Consider the following 23,622-nt stretch of genomic DNA (forward strand, 5'->3'; position numbering starts at 1 on the left):
CAAATCTCTTCAATTTCCCGCTTGCCCGCGTCAGTTTCCGACTATTACACTGCCATGGCATTCAGTAAGGATATGTCATGTCAGCATCCGGATTATCGCCTTTCTTTATTCACCACCTGCGCCACAAGGGCCGGTGGGGATGGCTGTTAGCCTTATGCTGGCTATTTCTGAATGCTCAACTGGCCCTCGCAGGGCATCATTGCGATCTGACGATCAACAATGTATCCCCTTCCGTGCAGCATCAGGCGCACCTGCAACAAACGACGTCTCATTCATCCCATCATGATGCGATGCCGAAACACTCGGCAGGGCAACAGACGCCGCTGTGCGAAAAACACTGTGTGCCGGACACCATCAAACAGGACAACGCATCGCCGGCGTTACTGGCGCTGCCGGTCAGCAGTGAGTTAGCGCTGGCCGCTGCGCCGCGAGAAGCGAATTGCGCCAGTCATGTATGGTTCACCCCTCCGGTTGCCGGCCCCCCGGCCGAAATCCGTTTCTGCCGCTTTATCGAATAGCTCAACAACGATTAACCAGTCTGCGCCAATTGGCGTAATCGTATGTTATTTATCGTTTTTATGGAGCTATTCTTATGCGTACCACTTATATGGCGTTTATCGCCGGCCTGCTTCTTTCTTCCTCTTTATGGGCCAATGAGCATCAGCATTACGCGCCGACATCGCCCGACGCGTCCAAAACCGCAGCAAAGGTCTACCAAGCCAGCGGGATAATTAAACAATGGGATACCCGCAGCGTCACCATTTCCCATACGCCCATTGCCGACTTGCAGTGGCCGGCCATGACCATGGCCTTCAGGCTGCCTGACGCCTCCGATGAACCTCTCAAACCGTTGCCGGTTAACACGCCCGTCGCCTTCAGTTTTATCCAAAGCGACAGCGGCTATACCTTGACCAATATTACGCCGCGGCAACAATAAAAGAGGATCGAACATGAGCCTATCCAAACGCCCTTCTCCGGGGTGGCTGGCGATGTTGCTGTGGCTGCCTGCCGTGTCGTTTGCGGCGGATCTGGATCTGAATCAGGCCTTACAGGCGGCGGAGCGCTATTCCGCCGAGCTGTCGGCCAATAATCATCAGATTCGCTCGCTGCAAAACATGGCCGATTCCGCCACGCAACTCCCGGATCCTCAACTCAAATTCGGCGTCGAAAACCTGCCGTTGGGGGGAAATAACGGCGGCCGACTGACGCGCGAAGGCATGACGATGCAGCGCATCGGCATCATGCAAACCTATGTCAGCAGCAGCAAACGCGAAAACAAGGCGCAAACGTTCCGCGTGGAAGCCGATAGCCTGCGCAGCAACCGTGAAGCTATTCGCGCCCGTCTGCAACGGGAAACCGCTCAGGCCTGGCTGGAGCTGGCGCTATCGCAGCAATCCCTGCAAGAGGTCAAATCGTTGGTCAATGAAAGCCGGCGGCAGATTCCGTTGCAAAAGGCCGGCGTCGCAAGCGGCGGCGAAGCCAGTAACGTACTGGACGCCCGTCTGACGCTGGCGGCCATGCAGGATAAACTGGCCGATGCCGAACGGGATGTGCAAATCGCGCGCGCCAGGATGGTGCAACTGACCGGCATACCGGATATCAATATCCGCGGCGCGCTTCCCCGCTTTGAACGTTTACCCGCCTCGCCCGACGAGCTGAGCAAAACGATTCATCTGCACCCGGAGATGCAGCTGGCGCAACGCGAATCCGAACTGGCTCTGGCTCGCTCGGCGCAATCCTCGGTGGCGGCCATTCCCGATGTGGGCGTTGAACTTTATTACGCCAAACGTGGCGACGACTACGACGACATGGCGGGCGTGATGGTGACCGTCGATCTGCCGCTGTTCAAATCCAAACGGCAGGATAAAGACTACGCCGCCGATGTGGCCCGCACGCAGGAAGCGCGCGACAACGTACTGTTAACCGGCAGAGAGCATCAGGCGCAGCTTGCCACGCTGATCGCGCAGTATCAGGCCGCTCAGTCGCGCTGGCAGCGGCAGAAAAATGAGGTGCTGCCTCTCCAGCGACAGCGCATCAAGCTGATCCAGACCCAGTATCAGTCCGGCGTCAGCGACCTTGCCGCCGTGCTCGAAGCCCGTCGCTCGCTGCTTGAAAGCCAGATTGACGCACAGACTACCGCTCGGGAGATGGCTCAGTTTTGGGCAGCCATTCGTTATCTGACGCCACAGGGAAACCCATTGCAATGAATAAACCACTCACTATCAGCCTGCTGACGCTGGCGATCGCCGGCGCGCTCGGCGTCGGTTATTTCTGGGGCGGCCAGCAACCTCGGACAACCGCCGTCGCCTCGCCGGCACAAAGCGAACGTCCGGTGCTGTACTGGTACGATCCCATGGTGCCGGATAAACGCTTCGATAAACCGGGTAAATCGCCGTTTATGGATATGCAGCTCATCCCCCGTTATGCCGATGAAGCGCAGGATGACGGCGGCGTCACCATCAGCCCTCGTCAACAGCAAAATCTGGGCGTTCGCACCGCGCAGGCGAAAATCCGATCGCTCGACACGCAAATTTCCGGCTATGGCAGCGTGACGCTGAACGAACGCGGGCTGCGCACCATCGTCGCGCCCAGCGGCGGTATTGTCGAACGGCTTAATGTCAATGCGTTGCAACAGCAGGTGAAACAGGGGGAAACATTGGCGACGCTGTGGAACCCCGCCTGGAGCGCGGCGCAGCAGGAGTATCTGGCGGTACGACAGTTGGGCGATCGTTCGCTGACTCAGGCCGCGCGCCAAAAGCTGTCTCTGTTGTTTATGCCGGAAGCGGTGATCCGAGAAGTGGAGCGTAGCGGGAAACCGCAGTCCCGAGTGACGATCGTCGCGCCGGCAAGCGGTTACGTGAATAAACTGGAGGTGCGCGCAGGCATGCAGTTAACCCCGGCGCAGCCGTTATTCGAATTGGCGAGTTTAGATCCTGTCTGGGTCGAGGTGGATTACCCGCAGGCGCAGGCGGCGCAGTTGACCGTCGGCAGCGAAGCGATAGCCGGCAGCAACGCCTGGCCGGGAAAAACCTTTCGCGGCGCCATCAGCGAACTATTACCGGTACTGGATGACGCCACCCGGACGCTGAAAGCGCGCGTGGTGCTGGAAAATCCTCAGCACCAGCTCAAACCCGGCATGTACCTGTCGGTACAGATCGCCGGTCAGAAGCCACAGCCGCGCCTGATGATCCCGCAACAGGCCTTGTTGGTTAGCGGGAGCCGGAATCGGGTATTGCTCAGCGAAGGCGACGGCCACTTCGTGCCGCGCAACGTCACCGTCGGCATCACTCAGAACGACTGGGCCGAAATCACCGACGGCCTGCGCGAAGGCGACGCCGTCGTCACGTCGGGTCAGTTCCTGATCGATTCCGAAGCCAGCCTGCGCAGCTCGCTGTCGCAGTTTGGCGATGAAAAACCGCAGACATCGCCGTCGGAAGCGAATGGGCAGCCCGCCGGGTATCAGACGCAGGGGGTCATCAAAGCCATCAACGGCGACCAGCTTACCATTGAGCATGACGCCGTTGCGGCGCTTAACTGGTCGCCGATGACCATGGACTTCACGCTGCCGGCAGACGGACTGCCGCCGGGAATTGGCATCGGCAGCAAAGTCAGCTTCCGTTTTAATATGGATGACAACGGTATTCATATTCAGCGCATCGCGCCGCTTAATGCCGAGCATGGAGGCCATCAATGATTGCTTACGTCATTCGCTGGTCGCTGAAAAACCGGCTGTTGGTGCTGTTGGCCGCGTTACTGATGGCGGCCTGGGGGATTATATCGCTACAGAAAGCGCCGCTGGATGCCCTGCCCGACCTTTCAGACGTTCAGGTGATTATCCGCGTCAGCTATCCCGGCAAAGCCCCGCAGGTGGTGGAAAATCAGGTGACTTATCCGCTGACCACCACCATGCTGTCGGTTCCGGGGGCGAAAACGGTGCGCGGCTTTTCCATGTTCGGCGACGCGTACGTCTATATTCTGTTCGAGGACGGCACCGACCCTTACTGGGCGCGCTCCCGCGTGCTGGAATATCTCAGCCAGGTACAGTCAAGTCTGCCCGCCGACGCCAAAACCTCCCTCGGGCCCGATGCCACCGGCGTCGGCTGGATCTACGAATATGCCCTTGTCGATCGCAGCGGCAGGCATAGTCTGGCGGATCTGCGGGGAATACAGGACTGGTTGCTCAAGTTCGAACTGAAAACCATCCCTAACGTCGCCGAGATCGCCAGCGTCGGCGGCATGGTGAAGCAATATCAGATCGTGGTCGATCCGGAACGGATGCGGGCGCAGAATATTACCCATCAGCAAATCATCAGCGCTATTCAGGCGGCGAATCAGGAGAGCGGCGGTTCGGTCGTAGAGTTGGGTGAAGCGGAATATATGGTTCGCACCGCCGGCTATCTGAAAAATGCGCAGGATTTCAATCAGGTCGTCGTGACCATGCGCAACGGCATTCCGGTGCTATTGCAGGATGTCGCCACCCTGCGCGAAGGGCCGGAAATGCGCCGGGGCATCGCCGAGCTGAATGGCGAAGGCGAAGTGGCCGGCGGCATCATCGTCCTGCGCTACGGCAAAAATGCGCTGGAGACGCTGCATGCGGTCAAGGCGCGGCTGACGGAAATTCAGAAAAGCCTGCCGGCCGGCGTCGAGATCGTCCCCACCTACGATCGTTCCCAACTGATTGAACAGGCGATTGAAACGCTGAGTCATAAGCTGCTGGAAGAGTTTGCGGTGGTTACCGTTATCTGCGCGCTGTTTCTGTTTCATTTCCGTTCGGCGCTGGTGGCGATCATCAGCCTGCCGCTGGGGATCCTTGGCGCGTTTATCATCATGCGTTATCAGGGGGTAAACGCCAACATCATGTCGCTGGGCGGCATCGCGATTGCGATCGGCGCCATGGTGGATGCGGCTATCGTGATGATAGAAAACATGCACAAAGTGGTTGAACAGTGGCGACATCAAAATCCGGGGAGAAATCCGCACGATAAAGAGTGGTGGCAACTGGCCGAGCGGGCCGCTACCGAAGTCGGCCCGGCGTTGTTTTGCAGCCTGCTGATCATCACGCTGTCGTTTGTGCCGGTGTTCTCGTTGGAAGCGCAAGAAGGCCGGATGTTCTCGCCGCTGGCCTTCACCAAAACCTATGCGATGGCGGTCGCCGCCGGATTGGGGATCACGCTGGTTCCGGTGCTGATGGGCTATTTCGTGCGCGGCAAGATCCCTGACGAACAGGCCAACCCGCTGAACCGCTGGCTGATCGCCTTATATCATCCGGTGTTACAGAAAGTGCTGAGCTATCCGAAAACCACCCTGCTGGTCGCCGGCGGCCTGTTGCTGCTCACGCTGTTTCCGCTTAGCCGCCTCGGTAGTGAATTCATGCCGCCGCTGGACGAAGGCGATCTGCTCTATATGCCGTCGACGCTGCCCGGCATCTCTGCGCGGGAAGCGGCGCGGCTGTTGCAACAAACGGACCGGCTGATCAAAACCGTTCCCGAAGTCGAGTCGGTTTTTGGTAAAGCCGGCAGAGCGGAAACCGCGACCGATCCCGCGCCGTTAACCATGCTGGAAAGCACCATCCGACTAAAACCGCGCGATCAATGGCGGACGGGAATGACCATGGATAAGCTGATTGCCGAACTGGACGCCACCGTCAACTTACCCGGTATCGCCAACGTGTGGGTGCCGCCGATCCGTAACCGTCTGGATATGCTGGCCACCGGCATCAAAAGCCCGGTGGGCATCAAGGTGAACGGTAATAATTTGCAGGATATCGAGCGCATTGCCGCGCAAATCGAGCAGGTAGTGAAGAACGTGCCGGGCGTCACCTCCGCGCTGGCCGAACGTCTGGCCGGCGGCCGCTATATCGATATCGATATCAATCGCCTGCGGGCTGCGCGCTACGGCGTGTCGGTGGATGAGTTACAGTCGCTGGTATCGACGTTGATCGGCGGACAAAATATCGGCGAAACCATTGAAGGCCGCCAGCGCTACCCCATCAATATCCGTTATCCGCGCGAGTTGCGCGATTCGCTGGATAAACTGCGGGATTTGCCGGTGGTGACGGAGAGCGGCGCGCGCGTTACGCTGGCCGAATTAGCCGATATCAGCGTCAGCGAAGGCCCGCCGATGCTGAAAAGCGAAAACGGACGCTTATCCGACTGGATTTATGTCGATCTGCGCGGACGGGATTTGAAATCCGCCGTGCAGGACATGCAGCAGGCCGTTGCCAGTCAGGTCACGCTGCCGGAAGGCATCTCTCTCAGTTGGTCGGGACAATTTGAGTACCTGGAGCGGGCGACGGAGAAAATGAAAATCGTCGTTCCCTTCACGCTGCTGATTATTTTCGTGCTGCTGTATGTCACGTTTAACCGCATCAGAGACGCGTTGCTGATTATGGCGACCCTGCCCTTTGCGTTGATCGGCGGAGTCTGGTTGCTCTATATTCTGGGCTATAATCTCTCCGTCGCCGGCGCGGTAGGGTTCATCGCACTGGCCGGCGTTTCAGCCGAATTCGGCGTCATCATGTTGCTCTATCTCAATCACGCGGTGGAAAAACACCGCGTGGATGGGCAGCCGCTCTCGCGACAGCAGCTAATGGCCGCCATTCATGAAGGCGCGGTACTGCGCGTACGGCCGAAGATGATGACCGTTGCGACGATCATGGCCGGTTTATTGCCGATCATGTGGGGCGGCGGCAGCGGTTCTGAGATTATGCAACGCATCGCCGCGCCGATGATTGGCGGCATGGTCAGCGCGCCGCTGCTTTCCATGCTGGTGATCCCGGCGGTTTATCTGCTATTGCACAAGAATGATTCGAATCGGCTGAAACGATAAAGCTGAGCGTGATTTTGAACAAACATCACGCTGATAAATGGCGTTGACCGTCGACTATCGATTGCCGATAACCGCCCTCCGCCCCTATAATGGAGCGAGTTATCACAGAAATCTTAGGATATGAAGGAGTTTAGCTATGGCTGTAACTAAGCTGGTACTGGTAAGACACGGTGAAAGCCAGTGGAACAACGAAAACCGCTTCACAGGCTGGTACGATGTTGATCTGTCCGACAAAGGTCGTTCAGAAGCAAAAGCCGCAGGTAAGTTACTTAAAGATGAAGGTTTTTCCTTTGACTTCGCTTACACTTCCGTGCTGAAACGTGCTATTCATACGCTGTGGAATATACTGGACGAGCTGGATCAAGCCTGGCTGCCAGTAGAAAAATGCTGGAAACTGAACGAACGTCATTACGGCGCGCTGCAAGGTTTGAATAAAGCGGAAACCGCTGAGAAATACGGCGACGAGCAAGTTAAACAGTGGCGCCGCGGCTTTGCCGTTACCCCGCCGGAACTGACCCGCGATGACGAACGTTTCCCTGGGCACGATCCGCGCTACGCTTCTCTGAGCGACAAAGAACTTCCGCTGACTGAAAGCCTGGCTCTGACCATCGAACGTGTGGTTCCTTACTGGAATGAAACCATTCTGCCGCGCATTAAAAGCGGCGAGCGCGTTATTATCGCCGCTCACGGCAACTCACTGCGTGCTCTGGTCAAATACCTGGACAACATGGGCGAAGACGAAATTCTTGAACTGAATATCCCAACCGGCGTGCCGTTGGTTTATGAGTTTGATGAAAACTTCAAACCGATCAAACACTACTATCTGGGCAATGCTGATGAAATCGCAGCAAAAGCCGCGGCGGTAGCGAATCAGGGTAAAGCCAAGTAATTAGGCTTAACCAGCAAAAAACCCGGCCATCGCGCCGGGTTTTTTATTACGCGCCGTTCAGCAGTTATTTACTGCGGCGTTCGCGTACCGCCGACGCCAACTGACGCAACAGCGCTTGCGTATCTTCCCAACCGATGCAGGCATCCGTCACGCTCTTGCCATATACCAAGGGTTCGCCGCTCTCCAGATCCTGGTTACCTTCCACCAGCGCGCTTTCGACCATCACGCCGATAATCGCTTTTTCGCCCTGCGCAATCTGACGGCTAACGTCTTCACACACTTCCATCTGCTTTTTGAATTGTTTGCAGCTGTTCGCATGGCTGAAGTCAATCATCACCTGCGGCGACAGTCCGGCTTTCTCCAGACCCGCCTTGACCGCTTTAACATCTTCCGCGCTGTAGTTCGGCGCCTTGCCGCCGCGCAGAATAATGTGGCAGTCGTTGTTGCCGCTGGTATTCACGATAGCGGAGTGGCCCCACTTGGTGACGGACAGGAAGCAATGCGGCGCGCTGGCGGCATTAATCGCGTCGATGGCGACCTTAATGGTGCCGTCGGTACCATTCTTAAAGCCAACCGGACAAGACAGACCGGAAGCCAGTTCACGGTGTACCTGAGACTCCGTCGTCCGGGCGCCGATCGCCCCCCAGCTCATCAAATCAGCCAGATACTGCGGCGTGATCATATCCAGAAACTCGCCCGCGGTGGGCAAGCCGGTATGATTGATATCCAGCAACAGGCGGCGCGCAATACGCAGTCCGTCGTTGATCTGATAGCTATGGTCCAGATGGGGATCGTTAATCAAACCTTTCCACCCCACCGTCGTGCGCGGTTTTTCAAAATAAACCCGCATCACCACTTCCAGATCGTCTTTCAGTTCCTGACGTAATTTAAGCAGGCGACCCGCATATTCTCTGGCCGCTTCAGGATCGTGAATAGAGCAAGGGCCGATGATCACCAGCAGACGGTCATCGTTATGATTAAGAATCTTATGAATGGCGGTACGCGTGAATGAGACGGTTTCCGCGGCGCGCTCAGTGGCCGGAAATTTTTCCAACAGGGCGATAGGCGGTAAAAGTTCCTTAATGTCTTTAATTCTTAAATCATCATTTTGGTAATTCATAATAATTCCATCGATTCCAGAACGGTATTTTAACCCACATCCAACGCGCGCCACCTGACGTGCAAGATAGCTGATAGATTGAGAAATGAAGCTGCTCATGTTGCAGGCTGACTATTATATGCCAAGAAAACGACTTAATGGCGCTGAAATTGACCGCGTTTAGCCGATCAAATGCTTTTCGAGGCAAATAAGCCGCGTTTTAACCATGCGGGAAAAGGCCAGTATCGGTTATGCGCCGCAAACATCTGCCTTCCGTGCGCACCATATTGAAAATCAGCAGAAAAGTTTTTTACTGTCGACTACAGTAGTAAGAAATTAATCGGCTTATACCCAACTCAGGATAGATCATGGCTCATTCCCACCCCTCAGAATCGGGTAACGGTAAACGGCTTTTAGCGGCATTTATCGTTACCGCGACCTTCATGGTGGCCGAGGTGATTGGCGGATTGTATTCCGGCTCGCTGGCGCTGCTGGCCGATGCCGGCCACATGTTGACCGACGCCGCGGCCCTGTTGATGGCTTTATTAGCCGTCCGGTTTGCGCAACGTAAACCTAACGCCCGTCATACCTTTGGCTACCTGCGTCTGACCACCCTCGCCGCATTCGTTAATGCGCTGACATTGGCCGTGATTACCGCTTTCATCTTCTGGGAAGCCATCCAGCGCTTTTATCAACCGCAACCGGTGGCAAGTCTGCCCATGCTGATTATCGCCATTGCAGGCTTGGCGGCGAACATTGCGGCGTTCTGGCTGCTGCATCACGGCGGCGAAGAGAAAAATATTAATGTCCGGGCGGCGGCGCTGCACGTTCTGGGCGACTTGCTGGGTTCGGTAGGCGCGATTTTCGCCGCCTTGATTATCCAGTTTACCAACTGGACGCCGATCGACCCCATCCTCTCCATCCTGGTCTCTTGTCTGGTGTTACGCAGCGCCTGGGCGTTGATGAAAGAGAGTATTCATGAGCTGCTGGAAGGCACACCAGGCCAGATCAGCATTGATGTTCTGAAGAAAGACCTGACCCTCAATATACCGGAGGTCAGAAACATCCATCATGTCCATTTGTGGCAGGTCGGCGAAAAACCGTTTATGACGCTGCATGCTCAGGTCATTCCGCCTTATGATCATGATGCGTTATTAAAGCGCATTCAGGATTATTTGTTGCAACATTACCAAATCGATCACGCTACGATTCAGATGGAATACCAGCACTGTGACGATGACCACTGCGACCTCAATCATATCGATGGTCATCACCACCATCGCCACTAATGTAAATGCAAAACGAAAACAGGCTCCCGAGCGGGAGCCTGACCTTTCTGCGTATTACGCTTCGGCAGATAGCGGTTTGGCGCGGTTTTCCTGCGCGCTTTTAATCCATAGCCAGGAACCGTTGAGTGCGATAAGCGTCAATATCGCGTATTCCACCGCCATCGCGTAGACCCCTTGATAAGCGAAAATCACCACGCTGATAACATCAATGACCACCCACAACAGCCAGTTTTCAACGTACTTGCGCGTCATCAGGATCATAGCGACAATCGACAGCACCATCATGGTGGAATCCCAGAAGGGGAATGCGTCCGGCTGTAGCTCCGGCATTTGTACGTCTAGCCCCAGGCTTTGCATGCCCGACACCGCAATACGCGTCAGCGCGGCAAAAACGGCGTCGATATACAGGGTCATCAGGCCGATGGTGACGACGCATACCACGGACCAGGCGATCAATTTGGATAACGACAGCCAGCGGATTTTAAGTTCCGCCTCCTGCGACGCTGTTTTGCGCGTCCAGGCATACCAACCGTAAATATTGGCGGCAAAAAAGAAAATTTGCAGCAGCAGACTGGCATAGAGTTGAATCTGGAAAAAGATCACGGCAAACAGCGTGACATTGATCAAACCAAACAAATAGTTAATGGTTTTTTCCAGACTCGCCAACCAAATACAAAGCAACCCGAATAGCGTGCCAATCGCTTCTATCCAGGACAGATCGTAGCCGCCCGCCCCTAAAGGGATATGAACTAAAATATTACCGGTACTGAAAAAATCCATCTCATTATCCTGTCTTAATCATTATGCGCAAATCCATGGCCATCCCCTTCATCTTCTGATTACCGGCGTATTGGCTTCCGGTTAACTGAAACCTGTTGGGTATCACCAAATGGGAATATTGAGCTATCAGGCATTGCCGCGCACCTGTAATTTCAGTGTAGCGGCAAAATCCAGCATGCGGTTCAACGGAATCAATGCGCTCTCGCGCAATGCAGCGTCCACGTGAATTTCATGCGCGTCGCCATGCCGCTCCAGCCCGTTGGCGATGGCTTCCAGGCCATTCATCGCCATCCACGGGCAGTGCGCGCAACTGCGGCAGGTCGCCCCTTCGCCGGCGGTCGGCGCTTCCAGCAAGGTTTTACCGGGACACGCCTGCTGCATCTTGTAGAAAATGCCGCGATCGGTCGCCACAATCATCTCGCGCTGCGGCAAAGTGCTGGCAGCCTGAATCAGTTGGCTGGTGGAACCCACGGCGTCGGCCATATCAACCACGCTCTGCGGAGATTCCGGATGAACCAGCACGGCCGCATCAGGATACAGCGCTTTCATGCGCTTCAAAGCCTGAGTTTTAAACTCATCATGCACGATGCAAGCCCCCTGCCAACACAGCACGTCGGCGCCGGTCTGCTTTTGCACATAGCTACCCAGATGACGATCGGGCGCCCAGATAATCTTTTTACCCAGACTATCGAGATGTTCAATCAACTCAACGGCGATACTGGACGTGACCACCCAATCGGCGCGCGCTTTTACCGCCGCCGAAGTATTGGCATACACCACCACCACGCGATCGGGATGAGCGTCGCAGAAGCGGCTAAACGCATCGACCGGGCAACCAAGGTCGAGCGAACACTCCGCCTCAAGCGTTGGCATCAGCACGGTTTTTTCCGGATTCAGGATCTTTGCCGTTTCCCCCATAAAACGAACGCCGGCGACTAACAGCGTTGAGGCTGGGTGCGTACTGCCGAACCGGGCCATTTCCAGAGAATCGGCGACACAACCGCCCGTTTCCTCCGCCAGGGATTGAATTTCCGGGTCGGTGTAGTAATGCGCGACCATCACAGCATTTCTCTGCCGTAATAGAGACTTTATCCTGCTGCGGTAGTGCTGCCTGGCTTCTGCCGATAAGGGCTTTGGCTTGGCCGGGAAAGGATAAATGGTTTCATTGCTATCAAAAAGGATGCTCATTATGGGTGTCCATGATGACAACTCAGAGATCTGAAACAGCGGAAGCCGCACGATTCAGGTTGTATTGTTTTTTATCCTAAACAAAATAGCGAAAAAAAAGCATGAAGTCGCGCTATTTTTAGCAAAATTCAGTATTTTGTTTAATCAACTTAAAACAAGAAGATTAAAAAAACGTTCACTGCTCATCGACGATGAAAACCAGGGTGGGATTGAGCAGCCAAAAACGTAAGCGCATCCGAAGATAGACCTGAGCCACGACGCATCCGGAGGCTCAGGCGCAGAGGCGGAGTCAACCAAAAAATCGATGCCAATACAATGAGATAGGAATGATAAAAAACAGCGCGGGCAGGAAGTTCACCACCGCGAATAATTTAATTTGTGCAATCCGCAATCCGACGGCAATCATAATCAAACCACCGCAGGCAGAGAAGTCGCCTGACGTGACCACCGTCATAAACGGCATTATCAACTTGGCGGAATAAAACAGCAGCGACTGGATAATAAGCTGGGGAATGGCGATCGACATCACCGCAAAGCCAAGCGAGATAGAAAAAATCAAGGCGGTAAAAATATCCAGAGCGGACTTGATGATCAGTAATTGGTAGTCGCCGCTCATCCCTTCGGTCAATGACCCGACGACCCCGGTTCCGCTGGCGCAAAACAGCACAATCAGCGCGGTAAAATTCTGCGTGTAGACATCCTGCGGCAAGCGATGCTCAGGTGTCGGCAGGATACGGCTGAGCGCCCGTTGAATCATCATGCCGGCATATTGAACGCCGGATTCCATACGACATAACTCACCGACCGCGACGCCGATAATGATCGCCAATGCTACCGCCGGCAGTTGCTGAACTTTAATCACCAGCGTTATCCCCATCGCTATCGACACCATCGCGAATGCCGGGGGCAAACCATCCTGCAACCGCTGGGGGATAAAGCGCCGAAGCGCAATGCCAAGCCCGCCGCCGATAACGATGGCGGCGCCATTAATCAAAGGACCGATCATAAAATTCCCTAACCTCTGCTACGCATACACGATATAGATAATCCATCAACACGCAGAGGCGCGACAGACCATCGCGAACGCCCAAAGAAAAGTAATATACCGCAAACCATCTGGTAACGGGAAAATAGCATCAATGGGCGCGATGATCGTGTAGGGTCTCTGGCGATTCGTCTCATCCTGAGATCCGCTCGCACGACGCGTGCTACATGGCGATTTGGGAAGAATGTATTTCAGAGAAGGGAATATGCGGATAATGGTGGGTCGTGCAGGATGACTCGGCCTGCGGCCTCGCCCCTTCGGGGTCAACGCTGACGCGTTGCTGTCTCGCTTCGCTCGGCTCGAACCTGAACGCAGCTTCTCACCCGCACGACGCGTGCTACATGATGATTTTAGAGAAGTTACTTCAGAAAAGGGAATATACGGATAATGGTGGGTCGTGCAGGATGACTCGGCCTGCGGCCTCGCCCCTTCGGGGTCAACGCTGACGCGTTGCTGTCTCGCTTCGCTCGGCTCGAACCTGAACGCAGCTTCTCACCCGCACGACATGTGCTACATGATGATTTTAGAGAAGTTACTTCAGAAAAGGGAATATGCGGATAATGGTGGGTCGTGCAGGATGACTCGGCCTGCGGCCTCGCCCCTTCGGGGTCAACGCTAACGCGTTGCTGTCTCGCTTCGCTCGGCTCGAACCTGAACGCAGCTTCTCACCCGCACGACGCGTGCTACATAATGATTTTAGAGAAGTTACTTCAGAAAAGGGAATATGCGGATAATGGTGGGTCGTGCAGGATTCGAACCTGCGACCAATTGATTAAAAGTCAACTGCTCTACCAACTGAGCTAACGACCCGCAATGCGGTACGACTAGAACTGATTTTGAAATTGGTAGGTCGTGCAGGATAACTCGGCCTATGGCCTCGCCCTTCGGGCCAACGCTTGATGCGTTGTTCAAAATCGACGATATCGATTTTGTCGAACCTTACGGTTCTCATCCTTCACGATTCTAAACCACTCTCTTAATTTGAAATTGGTGGGTCGTGCAGGATTCGAACCTGCGACCAATTGATTAAAAGTCAACTGCTCTACCAACTGAGCTAACGACCCAAATTTCATGCTGCTTTAGCGTTTCGTTCTTGCCTTGGCAACGGCGGCATATATTACTAATTTAAATTTTCAGCGCAACCTATTTTCCATAAAAAAGGTCCAACTGCTTATTCTTCAGACGTTCAGGCACAAAAATTGCCCATAAAGAGCAACTTTTGTACCTGAAGAAAAAGGATCAGGATGCAGAGAGGCGTTTTTGCGCCTGCTTGGCGCTTTCCGTATTGGGATACATTTTTACGACCTGCTGGTAAACGGCCTTGGCTTTATCCGCCTGACCTTTTTCCTGCATGATCACCCCGACCTTCAGCAAAGCTTCGGCGCTTTTAGGGGATTTAGGGTAGTTTTTTACTACATTGGCAAAGTAGTAAGCGGCATCGTCTTTCTTCCCCTTGTTGTAATTCAACTGTCCAAGCCAGTAATTGGCATTGGGTTGATAAGTTGAATCCGGGTATTTCTTAACGAAAGCCTGAAATGCGTTGATAGCCTGATCGTACTGTTTTTTCTCCAGTACCAGGGCAACAGCTTCATTGTAATCGCTATTCGCATCACCAGAGGCGGCCGGCGCGGCGCTGTTATCCGCGCCAGACGCATCCGGCGTTTGGGCCGCGGCGGGTGCGGATGCGGAGGAAGAACTTAATCCGTCAATTTGCTGATAGATCTGCTTTTGTCGTTCAACAACCTGATTCAACTGATACTGGCTTTCCTGAATCTGCCCGCGCAAATTATCAATATCACGCTGCGTATCGGAGAGTTGTTGCTGAAGTTGGGTTAAAACCTGACTGTGAGCGTTAGAAATACGCTCCAATTGAGTGACTCGATCTTCTACCGAGCCCGAGCCGACATTACTGATTGGCGCTGCCAGGGCAGTAGCGGCCCAGGGAGCCGCTACGCCAACCAGTAACGACAGACCGAATAAACGATGTCTGAAGTTACTGCTCATGCGATTCTCTTAGTAGACCAGAACGGCACGACGGTTTTTGGCATATGCCGCTTCGTCATGACCCAGAACGGCTGGTTTTTCTTTACCGTAAGATACGATAGAGATTTGATCGGAAGAAACGCCCTTGCCCTGCAAGTACATTTGTACCGCATTAGCACGACGTTCACCCAGAGCAATGTTGTATTCCGGCGTACCGCGTTCATCCGCATGACCTTCGATGGTCACTTTGTAAGACGGGTTGCCGCGCAGGAATGCAGCATGCGCGTCCAGCATTTGAGCGAAATCAGAGCGAATATCGTACTTATCCAGATCGAAGTAAACGATATTGTTACGCTGTAATTCCTGCATTTGCAGACGTGCCTGCTCAGAAGAGGCGCCGCCATTTTCAAAACCGCTGCCGCTGCCGTCGGCGGCGCCGATGGAAGATTGGTCGCTGCCCGCATTCTTGTTAGAGCTACATGCGGCAACTGCCAGTACCGGCAGAGCCAACATCAGGCCTTTCAGCACTTTATTGAATTGCATCTCTTTGTGTCCTTAAAATAGTTTATTGTACATATCTGCACTTATAGATACGGCGACCAGGCAGGAAATTTAACCTGTCCATCAGTGGCCGGAAGACGCGCTTTGAAACGCCCATCAGTCGAAACTATCTGTAACACGGAACCCAGCCCTTGCTTAGAGCTATAGATAACCATGGTGCCATTAGGTGCGATACTTGGCGTTTCGTCCAGGAACGTGTCCGTTAATACTTGCTGCACGGCGCCCGTTACCAGATCCTGTTTGGCAATATGCTGAACTCCGCTATTGGAAGTCACCATTACCAGAAATTTACCGTCGGCGCTCACTTCAGAGTCCTGATTTTGGGCTCCGTCCCAAGTCAGTCGTTGAGGCGCGCCGCCGTTCACATTCGTTTTGTAAACCTGAGGACGTCCAGCCTGATCCGAAGTATAGGCCAGAGTCTGGCTATCCGGGAACCAGCTGGGTTCCGTGTTGTTGCTGCGTCCGTCCGTTACCTGGCTGATTTGACCGGACCCCAGATTCATCACATACAGATTCAAACTGCCGCTCTTGGACAAGGCGAAGGCCAGCTTGCTGCCGTCGGGCGAGAATGCCGGCGCGCCGTTATGCCGAGGGAAAGAGGCGATCTGGCGGATAGCGCCGTTCGCCAGCGTTTGCACTACCAGAGCGGAACGACCGCTTTCGAACGTCACATAGGCCAGTTTGCTGCCGTCCGGCGACCAGGCCGGCGACATCAGCGGCTGAGGAGAACGATGAACGACGAACTGATTGTAGCCGTCATAATCCGCAACGCGCAGCTCATAAGGGAACTGGCCGCCATTGGTTTGCACCACATAGGCGATACGCGTGCGGAACGCGCCCTTGATGCCGCTCAGTTTTTCAAAAACTTCATCGCTGGCGGTATGCGCCGCATAACGCAACCACTGTTTAGTGACTTTGAACTGGTTCTGCGCTAATACGCTGCCCGGATTGCCGGAAGTATCAACCAACTGGTAAGAGATAACGTAGCTGCCGTCGGCGCTGGGCTGCACCTGACCGACAACAACCGCATCGATACCCAGCGCGGTCCAGGCGGCCGGCGTCACTTCGGACGCGGTGGCGGGCTGCTGAGGCATACGGGCGGCATCGATGGGATTGAATTTACCGCTGTTGCGTAAGTCGGCGCCGACAATGCCGCCGATATCTTCAGGCGCCGAGCCGGGTCCCGCCCATTTAAAAGGAACGACGCCGATGGGACGCGCAGAGTCTACCCCCTGGGTGATCTCGATGCGCACTTCCGCATGCAGCGCCACGGCCCACAGCATTAACAGACTTAATGCAACTTTAAATACCTGCTTCATTTAATCTCCCTTATCCAGACGCTATGTCTACGATAAACAGCAGAATTTTAACAAAAACAAACCAATGTCAACAAAACACCATAACCTGGTTTGTTTACCATAGTAATAATCTTAAACCCATATCGGTAAACAGCCTGGTTACTGCGGTTTAAAGTCTATTGGCGCATTCTTGAAAGCCTCATAAACATCTGCACTTGGCGGTTTAGGAATTCTCGCCTGCTTTGCGGCGGCAATCGCCGCCTGACACAGGGCGGGATCGCCGCCTTCGGCATTCACATCGATCAACAAACCATCCGGCGCAAGTTTGATGCGCAATGTGCAGGTTCGCCCTTTGTAGAGCTGCCAGTCATAAAACTTGCTTTGGATAGCCGTTCTAACCTGACTGCCATAACTGTCCAGCGCCGCGCCGGACGCGCCGCTGCGTTTGTTATTTCCGGTCCCCGCCGGCGCGCCGCCGCCTGACCTGGGCGCATTCTTCGATGACGCCAGTCCGCCCAGCAAATCATCAACGGCGCTTTCCTGTTTGGCGGCTTCCGCGGCGGCGCGTTTTTTATCGTCCGCCGCTTTTTTAGCCGCGGCCGCCGCCTCGGCTTTCTTCGCCGCCTCAGCCGCCGCCTTTTGCTTAGCCGCCTCTGCCGCCGCGGCCGCTTTTTGTTTCGCTAACTCTGCGGCTTTTGCCGCTTCCGCTTTAGCCGCCTCTTGCGCTTTCCGCTTTGCGGCTTCTTCTGCGGCGGCTTTGGCCTCTTCTTCCGCCTTTTTCTTCGCCGCCGCAGCCGCAGCCGCTTGTCGTTGAATTTCTTCTTCAGCCTGTTTCTTCGCATCGGCGGCGGCTTTCGCCTGCTGTTCCGCCTCGGCCTTCGCCTTAGCCGCCGCCGCTTCAGCCTGTTTCTGCTGCTCTTCAGCCTGTTTCTGCTGCTCTTTAGCCTGTTGCGCCGCCTCTTCAGCCTGCTTGCGCTGCTGTTCCTGCGCCAGCGCCTGCTGTTTGGCCTCTTCCTGTGCCTGCAAACGCTCTTTTTCCAGCTCTTTCAGCCGCTGTTGCTCCGCCGCCTGCTTCTGCTGTAGCTCTTCGGCCTGCTGCTCGGCCTGTTTCTTGCGCAACTGTTCGGCGCGCTGAGCGTCGCTTTGCTGCTGTTGCTGACGGTTGTATTGCTCGACAACGGCGCTCGGGTCGACCATGACGGCGTCAATGGATGAGCCGCCCCCGCCGCCTCCGCTGGCATCCATCGTTTGCGTCAACGAACTCCAGATCAGCAAAGCAATCAGTATGACATGCAGACCAGCCGAAATAATAACGGCGCGTTTCAGCTTGTCGTTTTGTTCGGTTGCCTTTAGCACAATCGATTCCCAAAAACAGTATTGCCAGAAATATGCCCGACGATCATCGCGCTGAGTCAGATCGGCTGCGTCATCAGCCCAACGGATTTAACCCCGGCCTGATGCAACAGGTTCAGTGCCTTGATAATTTCATCATAAGGAACATCTTTCGCACCGCCAATCAAAAATACCGCCTTAGGATTTTCAGTCAATCGCGCCCGAGCTTCAGCAACAATCTGTTCCGCCGGCAGTTGCTCCATCCGCTTTTGTTCAATCACCAGGCTGTATTGCCCGACGCCTGACACTTCCACGATCACCGGCGGATTATCATTACTGGAAACCGTTTTCGAATCCGTCGCCTCCGGCAGATCAACTTCAACGCTCTGCGTAATAATCGGCGCGGTTGCCATGAAGATCAGCAGCAGCACCAACAGCACATCCAGCAGCGGGACAATGTTGATCTCGGATTTCAGTTCACGACGACCTCTGCGTAGTCGAGCCATGATCCCCCCTGATTATTTGCTGCTATCGCTTGCGAACGCCTGGCGATGCAGAATGGCAAGGAACTCTTCCATAAAGTTGTCGTAGTTCTGTTCCAGTTTGTTCACCCGCTGATTAAGCCGGTTATACGCCATAACGGCGGGGATAGCCGCAAACAGACCGATAGCCGTGGCAATCAACGCTTCCGCAATACCGGGCGCAACCATTTGCAACGTCGCCTGTTTCACCGCGCCCAAGGCGATGAACGCGTGCATAATCCCCCAGACGGTCCCGAACAGGCCGATGTACGGGCTGATGGAGCCTACGGTACCCAGAAACGGGATATGCGTTTCCAGCGTTTCCAGTTCGCGGTTCATGGAAATGCGCATCGCCCGCGACGCGCCTTCCACCACTGCTTCAGGCGCATGGCTGTTGGCGCGATGCAAACGTGCAAATTCTTTGAACCCGGAATAGAAGATTTGTTCTGTACCCGTCAGCGTATCGCGACGGGTCTGACTCTCCTGATACAAACGCGACAGTTCGATACCAGACCAGAATTTATCTTCAAAGGCATCGGCATCCCGCGTCGCGGCATTCAGGATCCGGGTTCGCTGGATGATAATCGCCCAGGAGGCGATGGAAAAACAGATTAAAATCAGCATGATTAGTTTGACCAGAAGACTTGCCTTCAGGAACAAATCAAGAATGTTCATGTCAGTCACTGCTTAAACTCCGCGACAATAGACTTAGGAAGCGCGATGGGCTTCATTTGATGTGGATCGATACATGCGATCAAAACGTCAGCCTGACTCAGTAGTTTGCCATCTGAATTAAGAATGCGCTGTAAGAAAGTAAGGGAAGCGCCACGTATCGAAACGATTTCGCTTTGCACCTCCAGCAAATCGTCAAGACGCGCCGGAGCAAAATACTCCACCGTCATTCGGCGAACGGCAAATGCGATATGCTCGCTCATTAAGGCTTGCTGATGAAAATCGCGCTCACGCAACATCTCCGTCCTCGCCCTTTCATAAAAGGCGACATAGCGTGCATGATAGACGACACCACCCGCATCAGTGTCTTCAAAGTAAACCCGAACTGGCCAGCAAAACACCTTATTACTCACTCTACATCCCGGCAATGCCCTAAACATCGCTACTATACGCAAGAGAAATGAGGTTGGGAATGGATTGCAACAGCGGAAAGAAAATAATTATGGGTTGTTTGCAACCCATAACCAAATGGAATAGAGGGTAAGACTAATGGAAGAAATGGTAGAGACCCAACGCCAGGATCGCCAGGGCGGGAAGCGGACTGAAAAATGCGCGCCAGCGCAACCGTTGAGGACGGAACCCGACGCCATGAACCACGCCCGCGCAGACGGCCCAAATCAGCAACAATCCCTGCCAGACCGATAATTCGCTGGTCTTGGCCGCGAAACGGCTGGGATCCCAGAAAACACACCCTGCCGCCGTCAGCGCCATGATAAGGGAAAGAGCCCGAATCGGGCTCTTATCCATCAGGCGATACAGCTTATCGACCAAATCACTCATTGAGTTTTATCTTCAGTCGTTTTGCTTGCCTCGCTTTGCTCAAGCGCCAGGGCTGTAATGATCCCCAGAGAACAAGCAAGAAGCGTTCCGAGTATCCAGGCAAAATACCACATAAATTAAGCTCCTTACTTAGTACAGCGAGTGAGTGTTTTGCTCAATATGTTCTTTGGTGATCCGTCCGAACATTTTGTAGTAACACCACGCGGTATAAGACAGCACGATCGGCACGAAAATAATGGCAACCACCGTCATCACTTTCAATGTCAGCAAACTGGAGGTCGCATCCCACATGGTCAGGCTGACGTTCGGCACGGTCACTGACGGCATAATGAAGGGGAACATCGCCACACCCGCAGTCAGAATCACGCAAGCGATGGTCAGAGAGGAGAACAGGAACGCCATCGCGCCTTTCTCCAAACGAGCCATGATGATAGTCAATACCGGTAATACCACGCCCAACAGCGGAATCGCCCATAGCACAGGGTGATTGTTGAAGTTGATCAACCAGGCGCCCGCCTGATGGGCGACTTCTTTACGCAACGGGTTGGACTCGGCCGCGGTATTGATAGCGGAAGTCACGACATAACCGTCGATGCCGTAAATAACCCAGACGCCAGCCAGCGCGAAAGCCACCAACATGACCAGCGCGGAAATCTGCGCGACGGACCTGGCGCGAAGATACAAATCGCCATTGGTGCGCATCAGCAGATAGGTCGCGCCCTGAGCCAAAATCATCGTCAGGCTGACGATGCCGGTCAGTAACCCAAACGGGTTCAGCAGTTGGAAGAAGTTGCCGGTATAGTACAGGCGCAGATACTCGTCGACATGGAAGGGGACGCCCAGCAACAGGTTGCCGAAGGCCACGCCAATCACCAGCGGCGGTACGAAGCTGCCGATAAACAGGGCCCAGTCCCACATGCCGCGCCAGCGCGGATCTTCGATTTTTGAACGATAGTCAAAACCGACCGGACGGAAAAACAACGATGCCAGCACCAGGATCATCGCAATATAAAAACCGGAGAACGCGGCGGCATAGACCATCGGCCAGGCGGCGAACAACGCGCCGCCTGCGGTGATCAGCCAGACCTGGTTACCGTCCCAGTGAGGAGCAATACTGTTGATCATCACACGGCGTTCGGTATCGCTCCGGCCCATCAGCCGAACCAACATCCCTACCCCCATGTCAAAACCATCGGTGACGGCAAAACCAATCAGCAGGACGCCGATCAACAGCCACCAGATAAATCGCAATACTTCATATTCAAACATAGTGGACTCCTGTTTACCGTGCTTCCTGCGCGACCGCTATCGGCTGTTCAAAATGGTAGCGGCCCGTTTTCAGGCTGCTTGGCCCCAGACGCGCGAATTTGAACATTAAATACATTTCCGCAATCAGGAACAACGTATACAGACCACAGATCAGCCCCATCGAAAACAGGATATCCCCCGCGGTCAATGATGAGTTAGCGACCGCGGTCGGCAGGACTTCACCGATAGCCCAGGGCTGACGACCGTATTCGGCGACGAACCAACCGGCTTCTACCGCAATCCACGGCAAGGGAATACCGTACAACGCGGCGCGATGCAGCCATTTTCTTTCGCCGATTTTGCCGCGCAGCACCGTCCAGAAAGAGAGGCCGATGATCAGCAGCATCAGGATGCCGCACGCCACCATAATGCGGAAAGAAATATACAGCGGCGCAACGCGCGGAATAGAGTCTTTGGTCGCCTGCTGAATTTGCGCTTCGGTCGCGTCGGAAACCTGCGGCGTATAGCGTTTCAGCAGCAGACCGTACCCCAGATCGTGTTTAGACTGGTTAAACGCTTCCCTCACCGCCGGATCGGTATTCCCGGCGCGCAGTTCTTGCAGCAGTTGGTAAGCCTTCATCCCGTTGCGGATACGAACCTGATGCTGTTCCATCAGATCTTTCAGGCCGGTCACTTGCTTATCGGTCGAACGCGTCGCGATCAAACCCAGTACGTACGGGATCTGAATCGCATAATCGTTTTCCATGGTGCTTTGATTCGGCAGGCCAATCAGCGTGAAGGAGGCCGGCGCCGGCTGGGTTTCCCATTCGGCTTCGATAGCGGCCAGCTTGGTTTTCTGCACATCGCCCATTTCATAACCGGACTCATCGCCAAGGACGATAACGGACAACACCGACGCCAGGCCGAAGCTGGCGGCGATAGCGAAAGAACGCTTGGCAAAAGCGATGTCGCGGCCTTTCAGCAGATAGTAGGAACTGATGCCCAGAATAAACATCGCGCCGGTACAGTAGCCGGCGGCGACGGTATGAACGAATTTCACCTGAGCAACCGGGTTCAGCACCAGATCGGCGAAGCTCACCATTTCCATGCGCATGGTTTCAAAGTTGAAATCAGAGGCGATGGGGTTTTGCATCCAGCCGTTGGCCACCAGGATCCACAGCGCGGAGAAGTTGGAGCCCAGCGCGACCAGCCAGGTCACCGCCATATGCTGAACTTTCCCCAACCGGTCCCAGCCGAAAAAGAACAGACCGACGAAAGTGGACTCGAGGAAGAACGCCATCAGGCCTTCAATGGCCAGCGGAGCGCCGAAAATATCCCCGACATAATGAGAAAAATATGACCAGTTGGTACCGAACTGAAACTCCATCGTCAGCCCGGTGGCCACCCCCAGAGCAAAGTTAATTGCAAATAACTTGCCCCAGAATTTGGTCATATCTTTATAGATTTGCTTGCCCGACAGCACGTATACCGTTTCCATAATCGCCAGTAAAAACGCCATCCCCAGCGTTAGCGGCACGAATAGAAAATGGTACATTGCGGTTAAGGCAAACTGTAAGCGCGACAGTTCGACTATATCAAACATCTTGACTCCTTGCTCCTCGCAGGAAGGTTTTAGCTTGCAGCACCTCACAAGCCACTAAACACCCGTCAGTAAACACCCAAAAAGAACACAACAATAAATTGCTTCGGCGCAAGCCGGCGCATACGCCGAAAAAAATATCGGCGAATCCATCAGCAAGCCAAAGAAAAATCACGATAATTACAAGTATCGTATCCTAAGACAGAGTAGCGGTATATTACGCCTCTAATCCCGCACAATAAATAGGTTTTTACGTGACCCAGATTGGGTTTTTGGTTTCAAATCAACTTTGGGGATAAAACCGGCCTCACGCAATAATTGACCTGGCGCAATTTAAGCGTATTTCTTGAAATATATCCATAGTCAAATCTTGATCCAAAACAAATTAACTCACCTTTGTTAATTAATGGTTTATATAAACTTCACATTAGCTATTATTGTTAATGCAG

General features: G+C 54.2%; 22 protein-coding genes, 2 tRNA genes and 4 other RNA genes. 7 read left to right on the forward strand and 21 right to left on the reverse strand.

From position 1 onward, the window contains the following. The first annotated feature begins 77 nt into the window (after positions 1 to 77). From ABRZ28_RS00690 to gpmA, 6 genes are all read left to right on the forward strand, one after another. Positions 78 to 518, forward strand: a complete 441-nt coding sequence (locus ABRZ28_RS00690) for a hypothetical protein (protein WP_330519267.1) — start codon at positions 78 to 80, stop codon at positions 516 to 518. A 74-nt stretch (positions 519 to 592) separates the two neighbouring features. Continuing rightward, positions 593 to 937: a copper-binding protein gene (locus tag ABRZ28_RS00695; RefSeq protein WP_330519268.1), complete on the forward strand. Its 345-nt coding sequence runs from the start codon at positions 593 to 595 to the stop codon at positions 935 to 937. A gap of 13 nt (positions 938 to 950) precedes the next feature. Further along, on the forward strand, positions 951 to 2,207 hold the full coding sequence (locus tag ABRZ28_RS00700) for a TolC family protein (protein WP_319603746.1): 1,257 nt from the start codon (positions 951 to 953) through the stop codon (positions 2,205 to 2,207). Continuing rightward, a complete protein-coding gene (locus tag ABRZ28_RS00705) occupies positions 2,204 to 3,694 on the forward strand; it encodes an efflux RND transporter periplasmic adaptor subunit (RefSeq protein WP_319603745.1) in 1,491 nt (496 codons plus the stop codon). Before ABRZ28_RS00700 ends, ABRZ28_RS00705 begins: the two co-directional genes overlap by 4 nt. Beyond that, entirely contained in the window at positions 3,691 to 6,828 is a 3,138-nt protein-coding gene (locus ABRZ28_RS00710) for an efflux RND transporter permease subunit (RefSeq protein ID WP_330519269.1), read from the forward strand. The genes ABRZ28_RS00705 and ABRZ28_RS00710 overlap by 4 nt, the downstream gene beginning before the upstream one ends. A 136-nt stretch (positions 6,829 to 6,964) precedes the next feature. Then, positions 6,965 to 7,717 carry a 2,3-diphosphoglycerate-dependent phosphoglycerate mutase gene (gene gpmA / locus ABRZ28_RS00715; RefSeq protein ID WP_319603743.1) on the forward strand — a complete coding sequence of 251 codons (753 nt, stop codon included), beginning with the start codon at positions 6,965 to 6,967 and terminating at the stop codon, positions 7,715 to 7,717. A 64-nt stretch (positions 7,718 to 7,781) separates the two neighbouring features. Here gpmA and aroG read toward each other — a convergent pair whose 3' ends face one another. Beyond that, on the reverse strand, positions 7,782 to 8,837 hold the full coding sequence (aroG, locus tag ABRZ28_RS00720) for a 3-deoxy-7-phosphoheptulonate synthase AroG (RefSeq protein WP_330519270.1): 1,056 nt from the start codon (positions 8,835 to 8,837) through the stop codon (positions 7,782 to 7,784). 347 nt (positions 8,838 to 9,184) lie between these two features. Here aroG and zitB point away from each other — a divergent pair, with 347 nt between their 5' ends. Beyond that, positions 9,185 to 10,105, forward strand: a complete 921-nt coding sequence (zitB, locus tag ABRZ28_RS00725; protein ID WP_330519271.1) for a CDF family zinc transporter ZitB — start codon at positions 9,185 to 9,187, stop codon at positions 10,103 to 10,105. A gap of 54 nt (positions 10,106 to 10,159) precedes the next feature. Here zitB and pnuC read toward each other — a convergent pair whose 3' ends face one another. The 20 genes from pnuC to cydA form a co-directional block, all read right to left on the reverse strand. Further along, positions 10,160 to 10,885, reverse strand: a complete 726-nt coding sequence (gene pnuC, locus ABRZ28_RS00730) for a nicotinamide riboside transporter PnuC (protein ID WP_330519272.1) — start codon at positions 10,883 to 10,885, stop codon at positions 10,160 to 10,162. 126 nt (positions 10,886 to 11,011) lie between these two features. After that, a complete protein-coding gene (nadA, locus tag ABRZ28_RS00735; RefSeq protein WP_330519273.1) occupies positions 11,012 to 12,073 on the reverse strand; it encodes a quinolinate synthase NadA in 1,062 nt (353 codons plus the stop codon). A 289-nt stretch (positions 12,074 to 12,362) separates the two neighbouring features. Then, positions 12,363 to 13,079: a DUF554 domain-containing protein gene (locus ABRZ28_RS00740; protein WP_319603738.1), complete on the reverse strand. Its 717-nt coding sequence runs from the start codon at positions 13,077 to 13,079 to the stop codon at positions 12,363 to 12,365. Between the two features lie 254 nt (positions 13,080 to 13,333). After that, a non-coding RNA gene (locus ABRZ28_RS00745) (RtT sRNA) lies at positions 13,334 to 13,461 on the reverse strand. A gap of 45 nt (positions 13,462 to 13,506) precedes the next feature. Further along, a non-coding RNA gene (locus ABRZ28_RS00750) (RtT sRNA) lies at positions 13,507 to 13,634 on the reverse strand. A gap of 45 nt (positions 13,635 to 13,679) precedes the next feature. Further along, a non-coding RNA gene (locus ABRZ28_RS00755) (RtT sRNA) lies at positions 13,680 to 13,807 on the reverse strand. Between the two features lie 45 nt (positions 13,808 to 13,852). After that, positions 13,853 to 13,928: transfer RNA gene (locus ABRZ28_RS00760), tRNA-Lys, on the reverse strand. Positions 13,929 to 13,961: 33 nt separating this feature from the next. Further along, positions 13,962 to 14,091: non-coding RNA, RtT sRNA (locus ABRZ28_RS00765), on the reverse strand. A gap of 15 nt (positions 14,092 to 14,106) precedes the next feature. After that, a tRNA-Lys gene (locus ABRZ28_RS00770) sits at positions 14,107 to 14,182 on the reverse strand. A 175-nt stretch (positions 14,183 to 14,357) separates the two neighbouring features. Further along, complete coding sequence (gene cpoB, locus ABRZ28_RS00775; RefSeq protein ID WP_319603737.1) at positions 14,358 to 15,122, reverse strand: cell division protein CpoB; 765 nt, start codon at positions 15,120 to 15,122, stop codon at positions 14,358 to 14,360. A gap of 9 nt (positions 15,123 to 15,131) precedes the next feature. Next, a complete protein-coding gene (gene pal / locus ABRZ28_RS00780; protein ID WP_319603736.1) occupies positions 15,132 to 15,644 on the reverse strand; it encodes a peptidoglycan-associated lipoprotein Pal in 513 nt (170 codons plus the stop codon). 41 nt (positions 15,645 to 15,685) lie between these two features. Continuing rightward, entirely contained in the window at positions 15,686 to 16,981 is a 1,296-nt protein-coding gene (tolB, locus tag ABRZ28_RS00785; protein WP_319603735.1) for a Tol-Pal system beta propeller repeat protein TolB, read from the reverse strand. A 138-nt stretch (positions 16,982 to 17,119) separates the two neighbouring features. After that, positions 17,120 to 18,316, reverse strand: coding sequence for a cell envelope integrity protein TolA (gene tolA / locus ABRZ28_RS00790; protein ID WP_330519274.1), 1,197 nt, complete (start codon positions 18,314 to 18,316; stop codon positions 17,120 to 17,122). Between the two features lie 56 nt (positions 18,317 to 18,372). Continuing rightward, positions 18,373 to 18,798 (reverse strand): colicin uptake protein TolR, encoded by a 426-nt coding sequence (tolR, locus tag ABRZ28_RS00795; RefSeq protein WP_319603733.1) that lies wholly within the window; start codon positions 18,796 to 18,798, stop codon positions 18,373 to 18,375. Positions 18,799 to 18,810: 12 nt separating this feature from the next. Further along, the gene (gene tolQ / locus ABRZ28_RS00800; protein WP_319603732.1) at positions 18,811 to 19,497 is read right to left on the reverse strand and encodes a Tol-Pal system protein TolQ; all 687 of its coding nucleotides are present in this window, start codon (positions 19,495 to 19,497) and stop codon (positions 18,811 to 18,813) included. Next, positions 19,494 to 19,898 carry a tol-pal system-associated acyl-CoA thioesterase gene (ybgC, locus tag ABRZ28_RS00805; RefSeq protein WP_319603731.1) on the reverse strand — a complete coding sequence of 135 codons (405 nt, stop codon included), beginning with the start codon at positions 19,896 to 19,898 and terminating at the stop codon, positions 19,494 to 19,496. The genes tolQ and ybgC overlap by 4 nt, the downstream gene beginning before the upstream one ends. A 133-nt stretch (positions 19,899 to 20,031) precedes the next feature. Continuing rightward, complete coding sequence (gene ybgE, locus ABRZ28_RS00810; RefSeq protein WP_319603730.1) at positions 20,032 to 20,325, reverse strand: cyd operon protein YbgE; 294 nt, start codon at positions 20,323 to 20,325, stop codon at positions 20,032 to 20,034. After that, entirely contained in the window at positions 20,322 to 20,438 is a 117-nt protein-coding gene (gene cydX / locus ABRZ28_RS00815; RefSeq protein ID WP_319603729.1) for a cytochrome bd-I oxidase subunit CydX, read from the reverse strand. The genes ybgE and cydX overlap by 4 nt, the downstream gene beginning before the upstream one ends. 16 nt (positions 20,439 to 20,454) lie before the next feature. Next, positions 20,455 to 21,594, reverse strand: a complete 1,140-nt coding sequence (gene cydB / locus ABRZ28_RS00820) for a cytochrome d ubiquinol oxidase subunit II (protein ID WP_319603728.1) — start codon at positions 21,592 to 21,594, stop codon at positions 20,455 to 20,457. Between the two features lie 13 nt (positions 21,595 to 21,607). Then, the gene (gene cydA / locus ABRZ28_RS00825; RefSeq protein WP_319603727.1) at positions 21,608 to 23,176 is read right to left on the reverse strand and encodes a cytochrome ubiquinol oxidase subunit I; all 1,569 of its coding nucleotides are present in this window, start codon (positions 23,174 to 23,176) and stop codon (positions 21,608 to 21,610) included. Positions 23,177 to 23,622: the final 446 nt, after the last annotated feature.

The organism is Brenneria sp. g21c3 (assembly GCF_040240345.1).
Lineage (GTDB): Bacteria > Pseudomonadota > Gammaproteobacteria > Enterobacterales > Enterobacteriaceae > Brenneria.